The 17,417-nt window shown below is 39.2% G+C and carries 16 protein-coding genes and 3 tRNA genes; 10 read left to right on the forward strand and 9 right to left on the reverse strand.

Translation table 11 applies throughout. From position 1 onward, the window contains the following. Nucleotides 1-13: 13 nt before the first annotated feature. Nucleotides 14-1,153 carry a glutamine-hydrolyzing carbamoyl-phosphate synthase small subunit gene (gene carA / locus MKL35_RS01070; protein ID WP_017394286.1) on the reverse strand — a complete coding sequence of 380 codons (1,140 nt, stop codon included), beginning with the start codon at nt 1,151-1,153 and terminating at the stop codon, nt 14-16. A gap of 313 nt (nt 1,154-1,466) precedes the next feature. Between carA and MKL35_RS01075 the strand changes: the two genes are divergently transcribed. After that, entirely contained in the window at nt 1,467-2,054 is a 588-nt protein-coding gene (locus MKL35_RS01075) for a hypothetical protein (RefSeq protein ID WP_032011619.1), read from the forward strand. Nucleotides 2,055-2,113: 59 nt separating this feature from the next. Here MKL35_RS01075 and MKL35_RS01080 read toward each other — a convergent pair whose 3' ends face one another. Both MKL35_RS01080 and yhbY read right to left on the reverse strand, forming a co-directional pair. Continuing rightward, nucleotides 2,114-2,650, reverse strand: coding sequence for a DOMON-like domain-containing protein (locus tag MKL35_RS01080; RefSeq protein ID WP_017394284.1), 537 nt, complete (start codon nt 2,648-2,650; stop codon nt 2,114-2,116). A 14-nt stretch (nt 2,651-2,664) separates the two neighbouring features. Beyond that, complete coding sequence (gene yhbY, locus MKL35_RS01085) at nt 2,665-2,988, reverse strand: ribosome assembly RNA-binding protein YhbY (RefSeq protein ID WP_000729551.1); 324 nt, start codon at nt 2,986-2,988, stop codon at nt 2,665-2,667. Between the two features lie 199 nt (nt 2,989-3,187). Here yhbY and rlmE point away from each other — a divergent pair, with 199 nt between their 5' ends. From rlmE to MKL35_RS01105, 4 genes are all read left to right on the forward strand, one after another. Continuing rightward, a complete protein-coding gene (gene rlmE, locus MKL35_RS01090; RefSeq protein ID WP_000235573.1) occupies nt 3,188-3,838 on the forward strand; it encodes a 23S rRNA (uridine(2552)-2'-O)-methyltransferase RlmE in 651 nt (216 codons plus the stop codon). 134 nt (nt 3,839-3,972) lie between these two features. After that, on the forward strand, nt 3,973-5,868 hold the full coding sequence (ftsH, locus tag MKL35_RS01095) for an ATP-dependent zinc metalloprotease FtsH (RefSeq protein ID WP_025466761.1): 1,896 nt from the start codon (nt 3,973-3,975) through the stop codon (nt 5,866-5,868). A gap of 130 nt (nt 5,869-5,998) precedes the next feature. After that, entirely contained in the window at nt 5,999-6,850 is an 852-nt protein-coding gene (folP, locus tag MKL35_RS01100) for a dihydropteroate synthase (protein ID WP_032011618.1), read from the forward strand. A gap of 132 nt (nt 6,851-6,982) precedes the next feature. Further along, nucleotides 6,983-7,297, forward strand: coding sequence for a DUF5713 family protein (locus tag MKL35_RS01105; RefSeq protein WP_016804968.1), 315 nt, complete (start codon nt 6,983-6,985; stop codon nt 7,295-7,297). Here the strand turns inward: MKL35_RS01105 and MKL35_RS01110 are convergent, their stop codons facing one another. Continuing rightward, on the reverse strand, nt 7,298-7,639 hold the full coding sequence (locus MKL35_RS01110; protein WP_199983363.1) for a hypothetical protein: 342 nt from the start codon (nt 7,637-7,639) through the stop codon (nt 7,298-7,300). Nucleotides 7,640-7,714: 75 nt separating this feature from the next. Continuing rightward, nucleotides 7,715-7,800 (reverse strand) — tRNA-Leu (locus MKL35_RS01115). A gap of 196 nt (nt 7,801-7,996) precedes the next feature. On the opposite strand from MKL35_RS01115, the gene MKL35_RS01120 reads away from it, so the two are divergent. Next, nucleotides 7,997-9,760, forward strand: coding sequence for an alkaline phosphatase D family protein (locus tag MKL35_RS01120; protein ID WP_032011616.1), 1,764 nt, complete (start codon nt 7,997-7,999; stop codon nt 9,758-9,760). 102 nt (nt 9,761-9,862) lie between these two features. Here the strand turns inward: MKL35_RS01120 and MKL35_RS01125 are convergent. Continuing rightward, nucleotides 9,863-9,948, reverse strand: a tRNA-Leu gene (locus tag MKL35_RS01125). 11 nt (nt 9,949-9,959) lie between these two features. Continuing rightward, nucleotides 9,960-10,033 (reverse strand) — tRNA-Cys (locus MKL35_RS01130). Between the two features lie 152 nt (nt 10,034-10,185). Here MKL35_RS01130 and folD point away from each other — a divergent pair. Together folD and MKL35_RS01140 are read left to right on the forward strand one after the other, a co-directional pair. Then, entirely contained in the window at nt 10,186-11,034 is an 849-nt protein-coding gene (gene folD, locus MKL35_RS01135; RefSeq protein ID WP_001229846.1) for a bifunctional methylenetetrahydrofolate dehydrogenase/methenyltetrahydrofolate cyclohydrolase FolD, read from the forward strand. Between the two features lie 233 nt (nt 11,035-11,267). Further along, entirely contained in the window at nt 11,268-11,936 is a 669-nt protein-coding gene (locus tag MKL35_RS01140; RefSeq protein WP_119689448.1) for a class I SAM-dependent methyltransferase, read from the forward strand. A 21-nt stretch (nt 11,937-11,957) separates the two neighbouring features. Here the strand turns inward: MKL35_RS01140 and MKL35_RS01145 are convergent, their stop codons facing one another. Next, nucleotides 11,958-12,380: a hypothetical protein gene (locus MKL35_RS01145; RefSeq protein WP_001043188.1), complete on the reverse strand. Its 423-nt coding sequence runs from the start codon at nt 12,378-12,380 to the stop codon at nt 11,958-11,960. 114 nt (nt 12,381-12,494) lie between these two features. Further along, a complete protein-coding gene (locus MKL35_RS01150; RefSeq protein ID WP_080593569.1) occupies nt 12,495-13,826 on the reverse strand; it encodes an MFS transporter in 1,332 nt (443 codons plus the stop codon). A 373-nt stretch (nt 13,827-14,199) separates the two neighbouring features. On the opposite strand from MKL35_RS01150, the gene glpK reads away from it, so the two are divergent. Beyond that, nucleotides 14,200-15,708: a glycerol kinase GlpK gene (glpK, locus tag MKL35_RS01155; protein ID WP_032011614.1), complete on the forward strand. Its 1,509-nt coding sequence runs from the start codon at nt 14,200-14,202 to the stop codon at nt 15,706-15,708. A gap of 153 nt (nt 15,709-15,861) precedes the next feature. Beyond that, nucleotides 15,862-17,379, forward strand: a complete 1,518-nt coding sequence (gene glpD / locus MKL35_RS01160) for a glycerol-3-phosphate dehydrogenase (RefSeq protein WP_032011613.1) — start codon at nt 15,862-15,864, stop codon at nt 17,377-17,379. Nucleotides 17,380-17,417 lie beyond the last annotated feature (38 nt).

Here is a 17,417-nt window from a genome sequence, read left to right on the forward strand (position 1 = left end):
ATTCGCTCCTTAATTACTGTTTAGATGCTTCGATAAGTTCGATGAAATGATCGAACAATGGTGCACAATCATGTGGACCCGGGCTTGCTTCAGGGTGACCTTGGAAGCTGAAAGCTGGTTTGTCAGTACGATGGATACCTTGTAAGGTGCCATCGAACAATGATTTATGCGTTGCTTTTAAGTTAGCCGGTAATGTCTCTGCATCTACAGCAAAACCATGGTTTTGAGAGGTGATCATCACTGTACCATCTTCAAGATTTTGTACAGGGTGGTTCGCACCGTGGTGACCATGATTCATTTTTACAGTTTTTGCACCAGAAGCGAGTGCCAAGATTTGGTGTCCTAAACAGATACCAAATACAGGTAATGTTGTGGTTTCAACAATAGTTTTTACAGCTTCGATAGCGTAATCACAAGCAGCTGGGTCGCCAGGGCCGTTTGAAAGGAATACGCCATCTGGATTAAGTGCTAATACTTTTTCAGCCGGAGTTTCAGCAGGAACAACAGTGAGTTTGCAACCGCGGTCTGCAAGCATACGCAAGATGTTGGTTTTGACACCATAATCGTATGCAACCACGTGGTATTTTAACTCAGGTTGAGTAAAGCCTTTACCTAATGCCCATGAACCTTCAGACCATTCAAAGCCTGTTGGATCACAGCACTCTTTTGCAAGGTCTAAACCATTTAAACCACCAAAAGCGCGAGCTTTAGCAATCGCTTCTTCTTCAGTAATATTTTCGCCGGCAAGGATGCAACCATTTTGTGCACCTTTATCACGTAAAATACGAGTAAGTTTACGTGTGTCAATATCAGCAATTGCGACAACATTGTGTGCTTGCAGATATTCACTTAATGATTGCTCAGAACGGAAGTTGCTGTGTAATAGTGGAAGGTCACGAATAATTAAACCATTCGCCCATACTTTATGGATACGACCAGATTCAACGTCTTCTTCGTTGCAACCAGTGTTACCAATATGAGGGTAAGTTAATGTCACAATTTGTTGTGCATAACTTGGGTCAGTCAAAATTTCTTGATAGCCTGTCATGGCTGTGTTAAAAACGACTTCTCCAGTCGTACTTCCCGTTGCGCCGATTGACGTTCCTTTAAAGATCGTTCCATCTGCGAGGGCTAAAATGGCGGGGGTGCTCAAACCAAAGCTCCTGAATTTCGGCTGTAAAAAAGCGAGTAGACCTAAAAAAGATAGGCAATGTTCTAAAAAAACATGCCCCTCCCTATCGGTCTGCCCGCTTGTAACTTAACAGCGCATTATACGCATGGAACCCTAAAAAGTCTATTTATTTTCGATTAAAAAATATAATTCCTTGCTTGCTTTTTGCAAAAAAACTCATCCGCTTGTCTGAAATTGATACTTTTAGCAAATTGTCTAACAATCTGGTGCCTGAAATAAGCCAATTCCACTTATTGTAATACTAGCTAAAAAATAAACAATATGAGGAAATAGCATGAGCAATAATCAAGTTTCAAAAGATATAGCTGAGAATGCTTCGTCTGTAGCAGAGACGGTTAAAGCCGAAGTAACTGAAGCAAAAGAAGCTGTAGCGAAAACAACAACTCGAGCTAAAAAAGCAGTGAGTACAAAAGCAACACAGGTAAAAGAAGTTGTAGCTGAAAAAACAGAACAGGTGAAAGAAGTCGCTCATGAAGCAACTTCGCAAGTTAAAGAAGCTATTGCAGAAACTCAAGAACAAGTTAAAGCTGTAATTACCGAGACTGAAGAAAAAATTGGGGCTGAAACTCAAGAATTGAATCAGAATATTCAAAACCAGTTTGCTCAGATTAAACAAGATATTTTACAACGTCTTGATGTGATTAAAGCTCAGTTCAATACTTCTCAAGAAGGACTAAATGAACTGAAAAATACATTAAAAGCTGAAATTAATGCATTAATTGAAGATTTAACGAAAGTGACTAAAGAACTTAAGGGTGACATTAGTCAAATTTCTTTAAAACATAAAGATTCTTTAAGTGAGAGTTTAAAGCGCACAAAAAATAATGCGGTTGAGGCTTGGAACAAAGCAAGAGATCACTAAGAATTGAAGAATAAAATTCAATAAAAAAGCGAGAATTAATTTCTCGCTTTTTTATTTTTTTAAAACTGATGCAGCCAATCACGTTTATTGTGAAAATCAGCATTTTTGCCACTATGCTGCATTGCATAGTACTGCATACCATCTTTTGTTTTTAAAACAGCAGTTAAACCTAAATAAAGGTTTGCCCATTTCAAACGGTGCTGTTGCATAAACTGACCTAAATCAAGACTTACATTTAAACCATAATGGGTACGCTTGAGATGATTTAGTTCGATATCGTAAGCAACGAGGGGAGGCATGCTTTCCGGATATCGATATTCTTCAAACTGGTAGGCCTGCCATGCTTGAGAAGGGGAAAGGTTAATTTCCCGGTAGAAATCTTCATCATGCACGCCGATAAAAATTTCAAAACAAGTCTCTTCCCACAAAAAATCTTGACGAGGATGAGCCGCGACTTCTTGGGGCCAGATAATAAGTTGGTTTGGATCACGAATCCAAAAACCCACATTTAATGTATGCGGGGCTTGCTGTTCAATTGCGCCAACAACAGAAACAGCATGAAAACGATCAAAAGCTGAAAGTTCGTAACTTGCCATAAGTAGTCAATAAGTTAGTTTGCTAAGTGAGCGTGACGAACGAGGTTAGATAAGTGTTGGTTTTGCTTAGCTGCTTTTTTGTAGAGTAAAACGATTTTACCAATTTTCTGCACAGCTTCAGCGCCAGTTGCTTCTACAATTGCATCAATTACAGCTGCGCGAGCTTCACGGTCTTCACCAGCAATTTTTACTTTGATGAGTTCATGATCATTTAAAGCACGAAGCGTTTCTTCGATTACAGCATCTGTTAAGCCTTGTCCACCAATCATGACAACCGGATTAAGCACGTGACCAATTTGACGTAAACGTTTACGTTCATGAATAGATAAAGCGGCCATTAAAAATACCTGATTTTAAAAACGACTTAGTATAGCAAAAAACTTAAAATCAAATGTACGAAAAACTGTATAAATAATCGATCAACATTATTGGAAAAAAACTGTAAAAGTTATTGAGATTACGTTACATCCGTACTGTAATGAGAGTAATTTTCACGTACAATGAGCAATCAGAAGTTTTTTTGATATTTAGTGAGTTATGGCAACACGCATCACAAACCAAAAATTGTCTAAAAGTAGTCGTGCGTGGATGAGGGAACATCTAGACGATCCTTTTGTAAAAAAAGCACAAAAGGAAGGATATCGTGCACGAGCAGCCTATAAACTTCTTGAAATTCAAGAAAAATATAAGTTGATCAAGCCAGGCATGACAGTGGTTGATTTGGGAGCAGCTCCTGGGAGTTGGTCGCAAATTGCTGGGAAACTTGTTGGTAGCAAGGGTTTAGTTATTGCTTCCGATATTTTACCTATGGATGCTTTGCCGGATGTCACTTTCTTACAAGGCGACTTCAGAGAAGAAGCTGTATTTGAAAAATTGTTAAATATTTTAAACGGAAGACAAGTAGACATTGTAATTTCTGATATGGCCCCCAATACATCAGGTAATAGGGCTGTTGATCAACCTCGACAGATTTACTTGTGTGAACTTGCTTTAGACTTTGCTCAGAAAGTCTTGGGTCCAAATGGACAGTTTGTTGTTAAAGTGTTCCAAGGCGCAGGATTTGATGAGTTTCGTAAACAAGTCGTTGATAGTTTTGATGTGTTAAAAACAGCAAAACCAGCAGCTTCTCGGGCACGATCTAAAGAAGTTTTTTTGGTTGGACAAGGGCGTAAGAAAGCATTGCAATAAAGTTTACTTGCCAAGCTCCTAAAAATTGTGCATTTTGTATCTTTTAGGTTATCCGCAAGCAAGACAATTGCTGTTTTTAAGACGATCGGCCAAGATTGGGCATGATCAAATTAGATCGATATGGGAATAAAGCTTTGAGCGATTACTTCAAGAATGCCGTATTGTGGCTAATAATACTGGGTGTTCTGATTTTAATTTTCAGTAATATCAGTGACCGCAATAAGCCTACTGCAATGAAATATTCAGATTTTGTTGCAGCGGTGAATGCTGGCCAAATTAAGCAAGTCACGATTGACGGTTTAAATATTAGTGGTGAAAAAACTAACGGATCTCAGTTTGAAACTGTTCGTCCGCAAGTTGAAGACACTGAACTTATGCCAAGCTTAAACAAGCAAAATGTTGTTGTAGAGGGCACAGCACCACAACGTCAAGGCATTTTGATGCAACTTCTCATTGCTAGTTTCCCTGTACTGTTAATCATTCTGTTATTCATGTTCTTTATGCGTAACATGGGTGGTGGTGCAGGCGGTAAAAATGGTCCGATGAGTTTTGGTAAATCGAAAGCGAAAATGCTTTCAGAAGACCAAATCAAAGTGACTTTTGCTGACGTTGCTGGTTGTGATGAAGCGAAACAAGAAGTTGTGGAAATTGTAGATTTCTTAAAAGATCCTGCAAAATTCAAACGCTTGGGCGCTACGATTCCACGTGGCGTACTTATGGTTGGTCCTCCAGGTACTGGTAAAACGTTATTAGCCAAAGCAATTGCTGGTGAAGCAAAAGTTCCATTCTTTAGCATTTCTGGTTCTGACTTTGTTGAAATGTTTGTGGGTGTGGGTGCGTCCCGTGTCCGTGACATGTTTGAACAAGCAAAACGTCATGCACCATGTATCATCTTTATCGATGAGATTGATGCAGTAGGCCGTCACCGTGGTTCGGGTACAGGTGGTGGACATGATGAGCGTGAGCAAACCTTAAACCAAATGCTCGTAGAGATGGATGGTTTTGAAGGTAATGAAGGCGTAATCGTTATTGCTGCGACTAACCGTGTTGATGTATTGGATAAAGCATTATTACGTCCAGGACGTTTCGACCGTCAAGTTATGGTTGGTTTACCTGACATCCGTGGTCGTGAACAAATCCTGAATGTACATTTGAAAAAATTGCCTTCAGTTACTGGTGTAGATGTTAAAGTTTTATCTCGTGGTACCCCTGGTTTCTCTGGTGCTCAGTTGGCAAACCTTGTAAATGAAGCTGCTTTGTTTGCTGCTCGCCGTAATAAGAACACTGTCGATATGCATGACTTTGAAGATGCAAAAGATAAGATCTATATGGGTCCTGAACGTAAATCAATGGTTTTACGTGAAGAAGAGCGTCGTGCAACTGCTTACCATGAAGCTGGACATGCAATTGTTGCTGAGATTTTACCGGGTACTGACCCTGTGCATAAGGTAACAATTATGCCGCGTGGTTGGGCTTTAGGTGTAACTTGGCAGTTACCTGAACAAGATCAGATTAGCCACTATAAAGACAAAATGTTGAATGAAATTGCAATTTTGTTTGGTGGACGTATTGCTGAAGAAGTTTTCATTCAGCAACAATCGACTGGTGCTTCAAATGACTTCGAACGTGCTACAAAAATGGCTCGTGCGATGGTAACGAAGTACGGTATGTCTGACAAAATGGGTGTTATGGTTTACGAAGATGAAAACCAAAATGGATTCTTCGGTAATGTAGGTAGCCGTACAATTTCTGAAGCTACTCAGCAGCAAGTTGATCAGGAAGTACGCCGTATTTTAGATGAACAGTATAAAGTTGCTCGTGATATCTTGGAAAATAATAAAGATATCGCACATGCAATGGTTAAAGCGTTGATGGAATGGGAAACCATTGATCGTGATCAAATCCGTGACATCATGGAAGGTCGTGAGCCTCAACCACCTAAAGTTTATATTGCTGAAAATCCGGTATCTACGTTTGAACCACCAAAAGATGGTCCATCTACTCCACCGCCATTACCAGCAATGAATTAAGTTAATTAATAAAAAAGCCACAATCATGTGGCTTTTTTATTTGTCTTAAATTTCGATAAAGCTGAAAGAAATCGACAGCATGTAAAGCATACTTGTTAAAATAGCTGCTGATTTTGAACCGGAGCTTTTTATGCAGTTAATATCTTTACCAAAGCGGATTTTACAGTGTGGACAGCTTCAATTAGATTTATCTCAGCCTCATGTCATGGGTATCTTAAATGTTACCCCTGATTCTTTCAGTGATGGTGGCAAACATAACCAATTAGACCAAGCGGTTGATCATGCACTTAATATGATTGAGCAAGGTGCGACTATTATTGATATTGGAGGAGAATCTACAAGACCTGGTGCTTCAGAAGTTGCAGTAGAAGAAGAAGTGCGCCGTGTGGTACCTGTTGTGGAAGCTTTATCTCATCATAATATTATTTTATCGATCGACACGAGCCAGCCAGAAGTTATTCGCGCAGCAAAAGCAGCAGGGGCACATATCTGGAATGATGTTCGCGCCTTAATACGTCCTAATGCTTTAAAAACCGCTGTAGAGCTAGATATCCCTGTGGTGATTATGCATATGCGTGGTGAGCCAACCACAATGAATCAGTTGGATCAATACGCTGATGTAACACTTGATGTGATGCAAGAGTTGCAACAACGTATTGATGAGGCTTTGGCTGTTGGGGTAAAAAAGCACAACATTATTGTTGACCCCGGATTTGGTTTTGCAAAAAATGCTCAGCAAAATTTAAAACTATTAAAAGAATTTTGGAAACTTAATGAATTGGGCTATCCAATTTTATCTGGTCTTTCTCGTAAACGGTTTATCGGGGAAGCTTTAAAAGGTGCTGCCGCTGATCAACGTGCTGTCGGAAGTGTTACTGGGCATTTGCTTAGTATTCAGCAAGGAGCATCCATTGTCAGAGCACATGATGTAAAAGCAATGCATGACGCTATCTCGGTTTGGCAAGCTATGCAACAAGCTTGAAATTCCCTTGTATAAATAGACTAGGGTATGGATGTCCTAAATAAAGTGGATGAGTGAGTCGGGTAAAAATCTCGTGATTTTTGTGAAAATATGTTATAAGCGGCAAGTTTTTGCTGTTGTGTAATCTTTTGTATGTTCGAAGACCTACTTCTCCCGATGTTTGATGATGAATATTATCCAGATATTTTGGTCGCTGAACTTAAGCAGCTCATTGAGCAATTTGCTAAAAAAGTTCAAAAGCCTGCTTTAGCTGATCAAGATGTTTATCGATATGCTCATCAGACTGTAAGTGAAATTAATGAAATGAAACCGCAGTTTGAAGATCTAGATTCATCGCTTGATGATAGTGCTGCTGATTATATTGCGGAAGCAATGATGATGGTGGTGCAAGATGCAGGATTTTTAGATCTTGAAATGGAAGAGCTGGTTATGAATCGAGAGTGGTAATTACTCTCGATTTTCAAAGCTTTCAAGTGCATCTAATAAATGACATGATGACCCTAAATGAACTTCATCTATTTTCTCAACTTCCAATATTAAATTTCCATTCTGCTGTACTTTGACATTTGCTAATAAGCTTACCCAATATTTTTTCTCTTTCTGCTGTAAGGCTTTTAATTGAGTAATCACATCTTGAGAAGCTTCAATTAAATAGTCATCTTGAGTGATAGAACAGCGTATAAAATGCCAATATTTATTTTTAAATAAGATAGTGCCGTTAAAAATATCTTCAGCATTTGCAGAGGATATAAAGAGTAGAGAGGATATAAGTATTAATATTCTTATCATGGGATCATTTTCATTAGGCATAAAAAAACCAGCTTACGCTGGATTCTTTGTAGCACCAAATTCAATAGTTGAAAATGGTGCCCGGGGCCGGACTCGAACCGGCACGCTTTGAGGGCGGGGGATTTTAAATCCCCTGTGTCTACCTATTTCACCACCCGGGCATGTGCGCAATAATAGAGGACAAGTGCGCGATTGGCAAGAGAAAATCGGAGAGTTTGCTTTATTTTCAATCAGTTCTTGTCGGTATTTATATAAATTAACCAATTTTTGTCATGATTTGTTCATCAAACTGAGATCAGCTGTTCATGTTATGTACTTAAGTTTAAAGCACTCATTGCTTAAAACTTAGAGAATTTTATGTCAGAGAAAATTTCACGCCGAGAATTAATTCAAAAAAGTCTATTCGGTTTTGGGGCTTTATCTATACCTGTTGCTTTTACAGGTTGTAACGATGGCTCAGATGATGAAAGTCCAGAAATACAAGCAGATTTTCTTCATGGCGTCGCAAGCGGGGACCCACTACAAGATAAAGTTATTTTGTGGACACGAGTAACACCGACAGACTCTGGGGTGCGCTTAAAAGTTGTATGGGAAATTTCAACCGATAATCAGTTTAAACAAAATTTAAAGACGGGAATGGTTGAAACAAGCAAGACTGATGACTTTACAGTGAAAGTTGATGCAGCTGGGTTACAAGTAGATACGGTGTACTACTATCGTTTTAAATTTGGTAGTAAAGTCTCACCAGTAGGACAGACGAAAACATTACCAACTTCTACGAATAAAGTGAGCTTTGCAGTATGTTCTTGCTCGAATTATCCTGCGGGTTACTTTTATGTCTATCGGGAAATGGCTAAACAGAATGTCGATGTCATTATCCATTTGGGGGACTATATCTATGAATATGGTGCAGATGGTTATGCGGCGGAAGATGCGGTAAAGCTTGGGCGTATGCTACCTGCTGATAATAATAAAGAAATTATTAAATTAGAGGATTATCGCAAACGTTATGCACTTTATCGTCAGGATAAAGATTTGCAAGCTGCTCATCAGCGTCATCCTTTTATTGTAATTTGGGATGATCACGAACTAGCGAATGATGCTTGGCGTGACGGTGCGGAAAATCATCAAAGCGATGAAGGGTCTTTTTCAGATAGAAAATTAGCTGCTCTACAAGCTTATTTTGAATGGATGCCAATTCGCCCAGTCTCTAGTTCTGACCATTTAAATATTTATCGTCAGTTTAACTTTGGTTCACTTGTCCAATTAACCATGCTAGATACGCGTATTATTGCGCGTGATAAGCAGCTTGCATATGCAGACTACATGACGGCTACAGGCTTGGATATTGCCAAATTTCAGGCAGATTTAACTAATCCAGCGCGTACTTTAATGGGTTATACGCAAAGAGATTGGTTGGTCGATAAATTAAAGCAATCTACAGCTACATGGAATGTTGTGGGGCAGCAAGTCTTGATGAGTAAAATGTGGATTCCAGCTGAGCTATTGGCATCTTTAGGGCAAATTACTTCAGGGGGAACTTCGCCTGAAACACTTGCTAAAATGAATACACAAATCACCGAGTTGGTTACTTTAAAACTTCGTTTGCAACAAAATGATCCGACATTAACAGCCCAAGAAAAAGCAAGAATTATGACGGTGGCACCATACAATTTAGATGCTTGGGATGGTTACTATGCTGAGAGAGAGTTTGTATATGACAAATTGGCAGAGTTTAATAAAAAGATCATTGTGTTAGCGGGGGATACTCATAACGCATGGGCATCTTATTTATATAGCCAGAAAGGGAAGTATATTGGAGTTGAATTGGCAACTAGTTCTGTATCGTCTCCTGGTTTAGAAAAATATTTAAGTATTCCACTGGCTCAACTGCAACAGTTTGAATTTGCTTTTACTACATTAATTGATGAATTGGCCTACTGTAATTTAAATCAACGAGGATACTTATTGGTTACTCTAGATCAGGCACAAGTTCATTCTGAGTGGAGATTTGTAGATTCAATTAAAAATACCGAATATCAGATAGATTCAAGCCGACAAAACGATATTGTATTGGATCTAAATTTGATGCCGTTAAAACAAGACCAAAAGACTGCTTGAAATTATAGAAAAGTAGAGGGTTGCTAAGGTAACCCTTTTTTTAGGTATAAAAAAACCAGCTTACGCTGGATTCTTTATGACACCATATTCAGTACTTGAAGATGGTGCCCGGGGCCGGACTCGAACCGGCACGCTTTGAGGGCGGGGGATTTTAAATCCCCTGTGTCTACCTATTTCACCACCCGGGCTTTACCAAATTTGGAGGCGGAGGTCGGAATCGAACCGGCGTCCACGGAGTTGCAGTCCGCTGCATGACCACTCTGCCACCCCGCCTACATTTGGTGATGCACATATTAGCAACCTTTACAAAAAAAACAATACTGTTTTGAGCGAAGATGCACATAAAAACAACATCTAGAATAAAATTGTCGAAATTATCATGTATTATTGGCACATTAAATTCATGTCTACCTTGGAGATGTGCTGTGGCATTGGTTTTAGACGGTCGTGCATTAGCAAAGCAAATTGAAGAAAATTTGTTGGTACGTGTTGAAGCTTTAAAAGCGAAAACAGGTCGTACCCCAATTTTAGCGACTATTTTGGTTGGGGATGATGGTGCTTCTGCAACTTATGTACGTATGAAAGGGAATGCCTGCCGCCGAGTAGGTATGGATTCATTAAAAATCGAATTACCACAAGAAACCACAACAGAACAATTATTAGCTGAAATCGAAAAGCTTAATGCCAATCCAGATGTTCACGGTATTCTTTTACAACATCCAGTTCCTGCACAAATTGATGAGCGTGCGTGTTTTGATGCGATCTCATTAGCAAAAGATGTAGATGGCGTAACTTGCCTTGGTTTTGGCCGTATGGCAATGGGTGAAGCTGCCTATGGTTCAGCGACTCCTGCGGGTATCATGACAATTCTTAAAGAAAACAACATCGAAATTGCTGGCAAACACGCGGTTGTGGTTGGCCGTTCAGCAATTTTAGGTAAACCAATGGCAATGATGTTGTTACAAGCAAATGCAACAGTAACGATTTGCCATTCACGTACACAAAACTTACCTGAGCTTGTGAAACAAGCTGACATTATTGTTGGTGCTGTAGGTAAAGCTGAACTTATTCAAAAAGACTGGATTAAACAGGGTGCAGTTGTGGTAGATGCTGGTTTCCACCCACGTGATGGCGGCGGTGTAGGCGATATTCAATTACAAGGTATTGAAGAAATTGCTTCTGCTTATACACCAGTACCGGGTGGTGTTGGTCCAATGACTATTACAACTTTGATTCGTCAAACTGTAGAAGCTGCTGAAAAAGCTTTAGGTTAATTTAATTTATTCACGACGGCGTCCTACCGTTTAACGCAAATGTTAGGAGCTCGTATGTTACTTTTCTTTCGGGAAAAGTAACCAAAACCATTTGTCATCCGCAAAACTCGTCAGCTACTGGTTAGCTATAGATGAGTCACAGAAACATTTTAGTTTAATGTAGTCCTACCTCGAACAATTGCGGATGACGTTAACGCGTATCAAATAGTAATTGTAAATTGTTGAGCTTATTTATGAGCTGCACCTTTCAACTGTTTAAAGCCCCTGAACATTTACTTCAAGCCCTACATGAAGTCATCCCTCATTGTGAATTAATGGCACAACAGTTGCCAGAAACTCCAATTTCTTTATGGTTGATTCCACCAGTTTTCCCGACCGATCGTTTAGATGACGAAGTTATTCGCCGTATTTGGAATGACACGCCGTATTGGATTTTCTGTTGGGCATCAGGTTTGGCGATGGCTCAGTGGATACTTGCAGAGCCGCACCATGTTAAAGATAAAGTGGTGTTAGATTTCGGAGCAGGTTCTGGTGTAGTGGCAATTGCTGCGAAAATCGCTGGAGCAAAACGCGTAATCTGCTGTGATATTGATCAGGTTAGTCTAAATGCTTGCCGTGAAAATGCTTTACTTAATGATGTAGAGCTCGAATATCTGGATGATTTATATAAAGCTGAGCAGGTTGATGTTTTACTCGCTGCTGATGTGTTATATGACCAATGTAACCGCTTTTTCTTAGACGAATTTTTAAAATTTGCACCAGAAGTATGGGTAGCCGATAGCCGTGTTAAAAATTTTAGTCATCCAAAATATGAAAAAATTGAAGAAAGAAGTGCGACAACGTGGCCAGATTTGGATGAAGCAAAAGAATTTAGAAATGTAAGTTTTTATAAGACGCTGTAAAAGAACAGCGTCTTTTTTATGTTATGAACAAGTATAACGAACAACTTTCAATGTACTTGGGCGTGCTTCAAGTGCTTGGCGTGTCGCATAATCTTCACCATTATTTAAGCTAGGTGTATTTGATAAGCCAAAAGACGCGCGAGTTTCACCGAGTTGAATTCCATAATGCTCATCTTTAGCTGGATTAGGAATTTCGTTGATACTTAGAATTGATAATTTATAAACTTTCTGGGCACCTAACACATTCTGACAAGCACGTTGCAATTTACGCTCATCAAGTTGCTGGTTACTACGACCAGCTAAAGTATAAGCTAAAGTCGCTGAAGTTTTAGTTTGGTTTTCAATCTGATAGCCAGTTGAACCATTATATTGTCGAGGCGTAGTCTGACAAGCAGTTAAAATAAACATACTACTTAATGCCAAACATAAAATACTTTTATTCATCAGTATCGTCCTTATTTTCTTATACGCAGTATCTCATAAAATAGAAGCGTTGTTTGTGGTTATTCACTAGTTTAGAGTTAACATCGGCTTATGATATTAGCTCTAATAAAAATATTAATGTTCTTTGATTTTTGAATGATGTTTGGTGTCTTTCATAAATATATAGATCAGCAATGAAATGAAAATCATAATACTGACATAAATGAAATACCAAGATTCATGACCAGCTTCTTTAAAACTTAATGCGAAGAATTCGGCTGTTCCTCCAAATAAAGTGTTTGCAATTGCATAAGGGAGAGCTACGCCCAAAGCACGAATATGCGCTGGGAAAAGTTCAGCTTTCACGACAGCATTAATTGAAGTGTAGCCAGTCACCATGATCAGGCCCCCAAAGCATAACCAGAATGCAGTCCAGTAGTTATGCGTGTTTGCGAGAGCATCAAATAGAATGTAGGTGAATAAAACACCTGTCACCCCGAAGAAAATCATCAGTGGTTTACGCCCAATTCGATCTGATAATGCACCCGCCAATGGCTGTAAACACATAAAAATAAATAAGGCTAGAGTAGTAATTTGAGTCGCTTCAGGTTTGGTAAAACCAGATGTATTGACTAAATACTTTTGTAGATAGGTGGTGTAAGTATAAAAAGCGAGTGTACCACCAGCAGTTAAGAACAATACTGTAAAGGCTTCTTTAGGATAATGCTTAAATAAAGCAAACATTCCTGATTTTGGCTGATCTGTCTCTGTTTGAGCATTTTTAAAAGATTGTGTTTCTAATAGCCCACGGCGAATACGGAATACCACAATTGCTAAAAGTGCACCAATGAAAAAGGGAATACGCCATCCCCAGTCATGCAATTGCTGCTCGGTGAGTACCATTTGCAAGATGAGTAGTACACATAAAGCTGTAAGTTGTCCTGCAATTAAGGTGACATATTGGAAGCTTGAGAAAAAACCACGACGGTTCTTTTCAGCCATCTCACTTAAATATGTCGCACTTGCACCGTATTCACCACCTACGCTTAAGCCTTGAATTAAACGTGCAATAACTAAAAGTAATGGTGCAAATACGCCAATACTTTCGTAGGAAGGGGTAACCGCAATGAGTAGAGAGCCAACACACATTAAGGTGACAGAAAGCGTAAGACCAGCTTTACGTCCTTTACGGTCTGAATAAATCCCCATTATCCATGCGCCAATCGGACGCATAAGGAAGCCTACTGCAAAAATTGCAGCTGCTTGAAGAAGTTGAGCAGTTTGGCTCCCTTTTGGGAAAAAAGCATGAGCAAAATAGAGCGTAAATGCGGCATATACATACCAGTCGTACCATTCGACAAGGTTGCCAGCAGAACCGCCCAAAATTGATTTTAGACGAGTTTTTGTATCTAAATTAGAATGTGGAGGTGTTGCGGTAGAAGGTTGATCAACCATGAGTCGCTCCATGTTTCGCTTGGGTTGAATGCTAAAGAAGAGAAGATTTATTCCGTTTTTACATATTATCTAGAGGAGTATTTCACTTTATTTTTTTTATGTCTGTAAAACAATGTTTATTATTTAAGCAAAGGAATAAGTTGAATATTTATGTGATTTCAAATTAGCCGATCAGTTCATTTTTATAAGCTTACTCGGATTTTTAGAATATTATTTTTTCCCAAGTAGTAAAAACCGATAAAGAATGAGTAATGTTTGGGCGAAGAAAACCTATATCCCTTAAAAATAATGATATATTCCAAAGAAAATTTTAAATAAATACAGTTAGGCATAATGTCTTTGCATTGTGGACTAGATGTGTGTGGATAATGAAAGGGACATTCAGATGTCAAATTGCCCAAAGAAATATATTGTTGCTTTTGATCAGGGCACAACAAGCTCAAGAGCAATTGTTTTAGATCATGATGCAAATGTTGTCAGTATTGCTCAAAGAGAGTTTACTCAGATTTACCCTCAGCCGGGCTGGGTTGAACATGATCCAATGGAAATTTGGGCAACTCAAAGCGCTGTGTGGGTAGAGGCTTTGGCTCAAGCAGGCATCAAGAGTGAGCAAGTTGCGGCAATTGGAATTACAAACCAGCGAGAAACCACCATTGTCTGGGATAAGAAAACAGGTAAGCCTATTTATAATGCCATTGTTTGGCAAAGTCGACAGACGACTGAAATATGTAATCAATTGCATAAAGCTGGTTGGCAAGAATATATCCGTAAGACCACTGGTTTAGTGATTGATCCATATTTTTCGGCCACAAAAATTAAATGGATTTTAGATCATGTGGAAGGCAGCCGTGAGCGTGCTGAGCGGGGAGAGTTATTATTTGGTACGGTGGACACCTGGCTCATTTGGAAACTAACTAATGGGGCCGTCCATGTCACTGATTTTACCAATGCTTCACGGACTATGCTGTTTGATATCGAAAAGCTTGAATGGGATGAAAAACTTTTACAAGCTTTAGATATTCCTAGAGCAATGCTACCTGCGGTACGTAGTTCATCGGAGGTCTATGGCTACACACATACCATTAGTGGCCAAGAAGTAGGTATTCCTATTGCGGGAATCGCGGGCGATCAACAGGCTGCACTTTTTGGTCAAATGTGTGTTGAGTCAGGGCAGGCTAAAAATACCTATGGTACAGGCTGCTTTCTACTCATGAACACAGGTAAGAAGATTGTTCGTTCAGAGCATGGATTACTGACCACTATTGCATGCGGTGCAAGCGGTGAAGTGAATTATGCTTTAGAAGGTGCCGTGTTTAATGGTGGCTCTTGTGTACAGTGGTTACGCGATGAATTAAAGGTTATTAAGAACGCTAAAGATTCTGAGCATTATGCAACACGAGTAAAAGACAGTAATGGTGTATACGTTGTTCCAGCTTTTACCGGATTAGGGGCACCGTATTGGGACCCGACAGCACGCGGAGCAATTTTTGGTCTGACGCGTGGGGCTAGTATTGAACATATTATTCGTGCAACTTTAGAGTCCATTGCTTTTCAAACTCGAGATGTTTTAGATGCTATGCAGCAAGATGCAGATGAAGAACTTCGTACGCTCCGTGTAGATGGTGGAGTAACGGAAAATAACTTCTTGATGCAATTTCAGTCTGATATTTTAGCAACCCCTGTAGAACGTCCAATAATGAAAGAAACCACTGCTTTGGGCGCAGCTTTCCTTGCAGGTTTAGCAACGGGTTTTTGGCAAGATCTTCACGAGTTAAGAAATAAATCTGCCATAGAAAAAGTTTTTGAACCCAAAATGTCTGCTGAACAATCTGAGTTTATTTATAAAGGTTGGTTGAAAGCAGTGAAACGCAGTCAAAGTTGGGCTGAGGATTGATTTGTTCTTTAATGAGTTAAATTAAAAGTAGAGTAATCAATTAGCGGCTCAATGTTTATTTATTCAAAATTGATTATTCTACTTTTTTGATTGTTGTTTCATCAATTTGATGTTTTAATTTTTATAAGATCAACAATAAAAAGAATATGAGAAATGACAGTACAAACTAATGATTATTCAAAAGTATATGATATTGCTGTAATTGGTGGCGGTATTAATGGAGTTGGTATTGCCAACGATGCAGCAGGCCGTGGACTATCGGTATTTTTGTGTGAAAAAGATGATTTAGCCAGTCACACCTCATCTGCTAGCAGTAAATTAATTCATGGTGGTCTACGCTATTTAGAACATAAAGAATTCAGCTTAGTCAGAGAAGCATTAGCAGAGCGAGAAGTGTTGTTGGCGAAAGCGCCACATATTATTGCACCAATGCGTTTTATTATGCCTCATCGACCGCATTTGCGTCCTGCATGGTTAATTCGAGCGGGGCTATTTTTTTATGATCATTTGGGAAAACGAGAAAAATTATTAGGTTCAAATCTGATTTATTTCAAAGAAGATAGTCCCTTAAAACCAGCGATAACGCGTGGCTTTGAATATTCTGACTGTACTGTAGATGACGCACGTCTTGTGGTGTTAAATGCGCTACAAGCTAAAGAGCAGGGTGCCAAAGTTGTGACACGAACACGATGTGTTAAGGCTTATAAAGAACAAGAACTTTGGTATTTGGAACTACAAAGTGGAGCTGAGGTTTATCAGATACGTGCAAGAGCTTTAGTAAATGCAGCTGGTCCTTGGGTTGAAGAAATTATTAGTAAAAATCTAAATTTAAGATCTCCTTATCAAGTCCGATTGATCCAAGGAAGCCATATTGTTGTGCCAAAGCTATATGACTGTCATAAAGCTTTTATTATGCAAAACGAAGACCGACGGATCGTTTTTGCAATTCCTTATTTAGAAAAATATACCCTCATTGGTACAACAGATCAGGAATACACAGATGATCCACAAAAGGTAGAGATTACTGATGTAGAAATAGATTACCTTTTGACAGTGACAAATTCACATTTTAAAAAGCAGTTAACGCGAGCAGATATTGTAAGTCAGTACTCAGGTGTACGTGCTTTATGTGATGATGAGTCTGATAACCCTTCGGCAATTACCCGCGACTATACTTTGGCACTACAGACGGAAGATAAAACGGCACCATTGTTATCGGTATTTGGTGGAAAGATTACGACTTATCGGAAACTGGCTGAGGCCGCTTTAGAGCATTTGTCTCCGTTCTTTAGTGAAATGGCAGAGGAGTGGACTGCCAATGAACCATTACCGGGTGCTGAGAACTGGACTACATTAGATGATTTAATCAACCAGATTCAATTAAGTGTAAATGGAGTTTCAGAATCCCTTGCCAAACGTTGGGCACATGCATATGGCACAAGAGTTTGGAACATGCTTCATGAACGAAATAGTATAGAACAATTGGGGCAAAATTTTGGTCATGATTTATTTGAATGTGAAGTTAAATATTTATGTGAATATGAGTGGGCAAATACTGCAGAAGACATACTCTGGCGAAGATCTAAATTAGGTTTGGCGTTTAATGAGAAACAGGTGAAAGTGTTAGAAGCTTACTTGTCTGAACGTCGATTAAAAGATGATGCCGCATAATAAAAAAGGCCGCATAAAGCGGCCTTTTTTATATTTAG

Origin of the sequence: Acinetobacter sp. AOR41_HL (genome assembly GCF_027854645.1) — a bacterium.
Lineage (GTDB): Bacteria > Pseudomonadota > Gammaproteobacteria > Pseudomonadales > Moraxellaceae > Acinetobacter > Acinetobacter nosocomialis.

Bases quoted from the DNA above. Each gene is read 5' to 3' on its own strand.
- MKL35_RS01075 (WP_032011619.1), top strand. From the start codon at position 1,467: ATGAGCAATAATCAAGTTTCAAAAGATATAGCTGAGAATGCTTCGTCT.
- MKL35_RS01080 (WP_017394284.1), bottom strand. From the start codon at position 2,650: ATGGCAAGTTACGAACTTTCAGCTTTTGATCGTTTTCATGCTGTTTCT.
- yhbY (WP_000729551.1), bottom strand. From the start codon at position 2,988: ATGGCCGCTTTATCTATTCATGAACGTAAACGTTTACGTCAAATTGGT.
- rlmE (WP_000235573.1), top strand. From the start codon at position 3,188: ATGGCAACACGCATCACAAACCAAAAATTGTCTAAAAGTAGTCGTGCG.
- folP (WP_032011618.1), top strand. From the start codon at position 5,999: ATGCAGTTAATATCTTTACCAAAGCGGATTTTACAGTGTGGACAGCTT.
- MKL35_RS01105 (WP_016804968.1), top strand. From the start codon at position 6,983: ATGTTCGAAGACCTACTTCTCCCGATGTTTGATGATGAATATTATCCA.
- MKL35_RS01110 (WP_199983363.1), bottom strand. From the start codon at position 7,639: ATGATAAGAATATTAATACTTATATCCTCTCTACTCTTTATATCCTCT.
- MKL35_RS01120 (WP_032011616.1), top strand. From the start codon at position 7,997: ATGTCAGAGAAAATTTCACGCCGAGAATTAATTCAAAAAAGTCTATTC.
- MKL35_RS01140 (WP_119689448.1), top strand. From the start codon at position 11,268: ATGAGCTGCACCTTTCAACTGTTTAAAGCCCCTGAACATTTACTTCAA.
- MKL35_RS01145 (WP_001043188.1), bottom strand. From the start codon at position 12,380: ATGAATAAAAGTATTTTATGTTTGGCATTAAGTAGTATGTTTATTTTA.
- MKL35_RS01150 (WP_080593569.1), bottom strand. From the start codon at position 13,826: ATGGAGCGACTCATGGTTGATCAACCTTCTACCGCAACACCTCCACAT.
- glpK (WP_032011614.1), top strand. From the start codon at position 14,200: ATGTCAAATTGCCCAAAGAAATATATTGTTGCTTTTGATCAGGGCACA.
- glpD (WP_032011613.1), top strand. From the start codon at position 15,862: ATGACAGTACAAACTAATGATTATTCAAAAGTATATGATATTGCTGTA.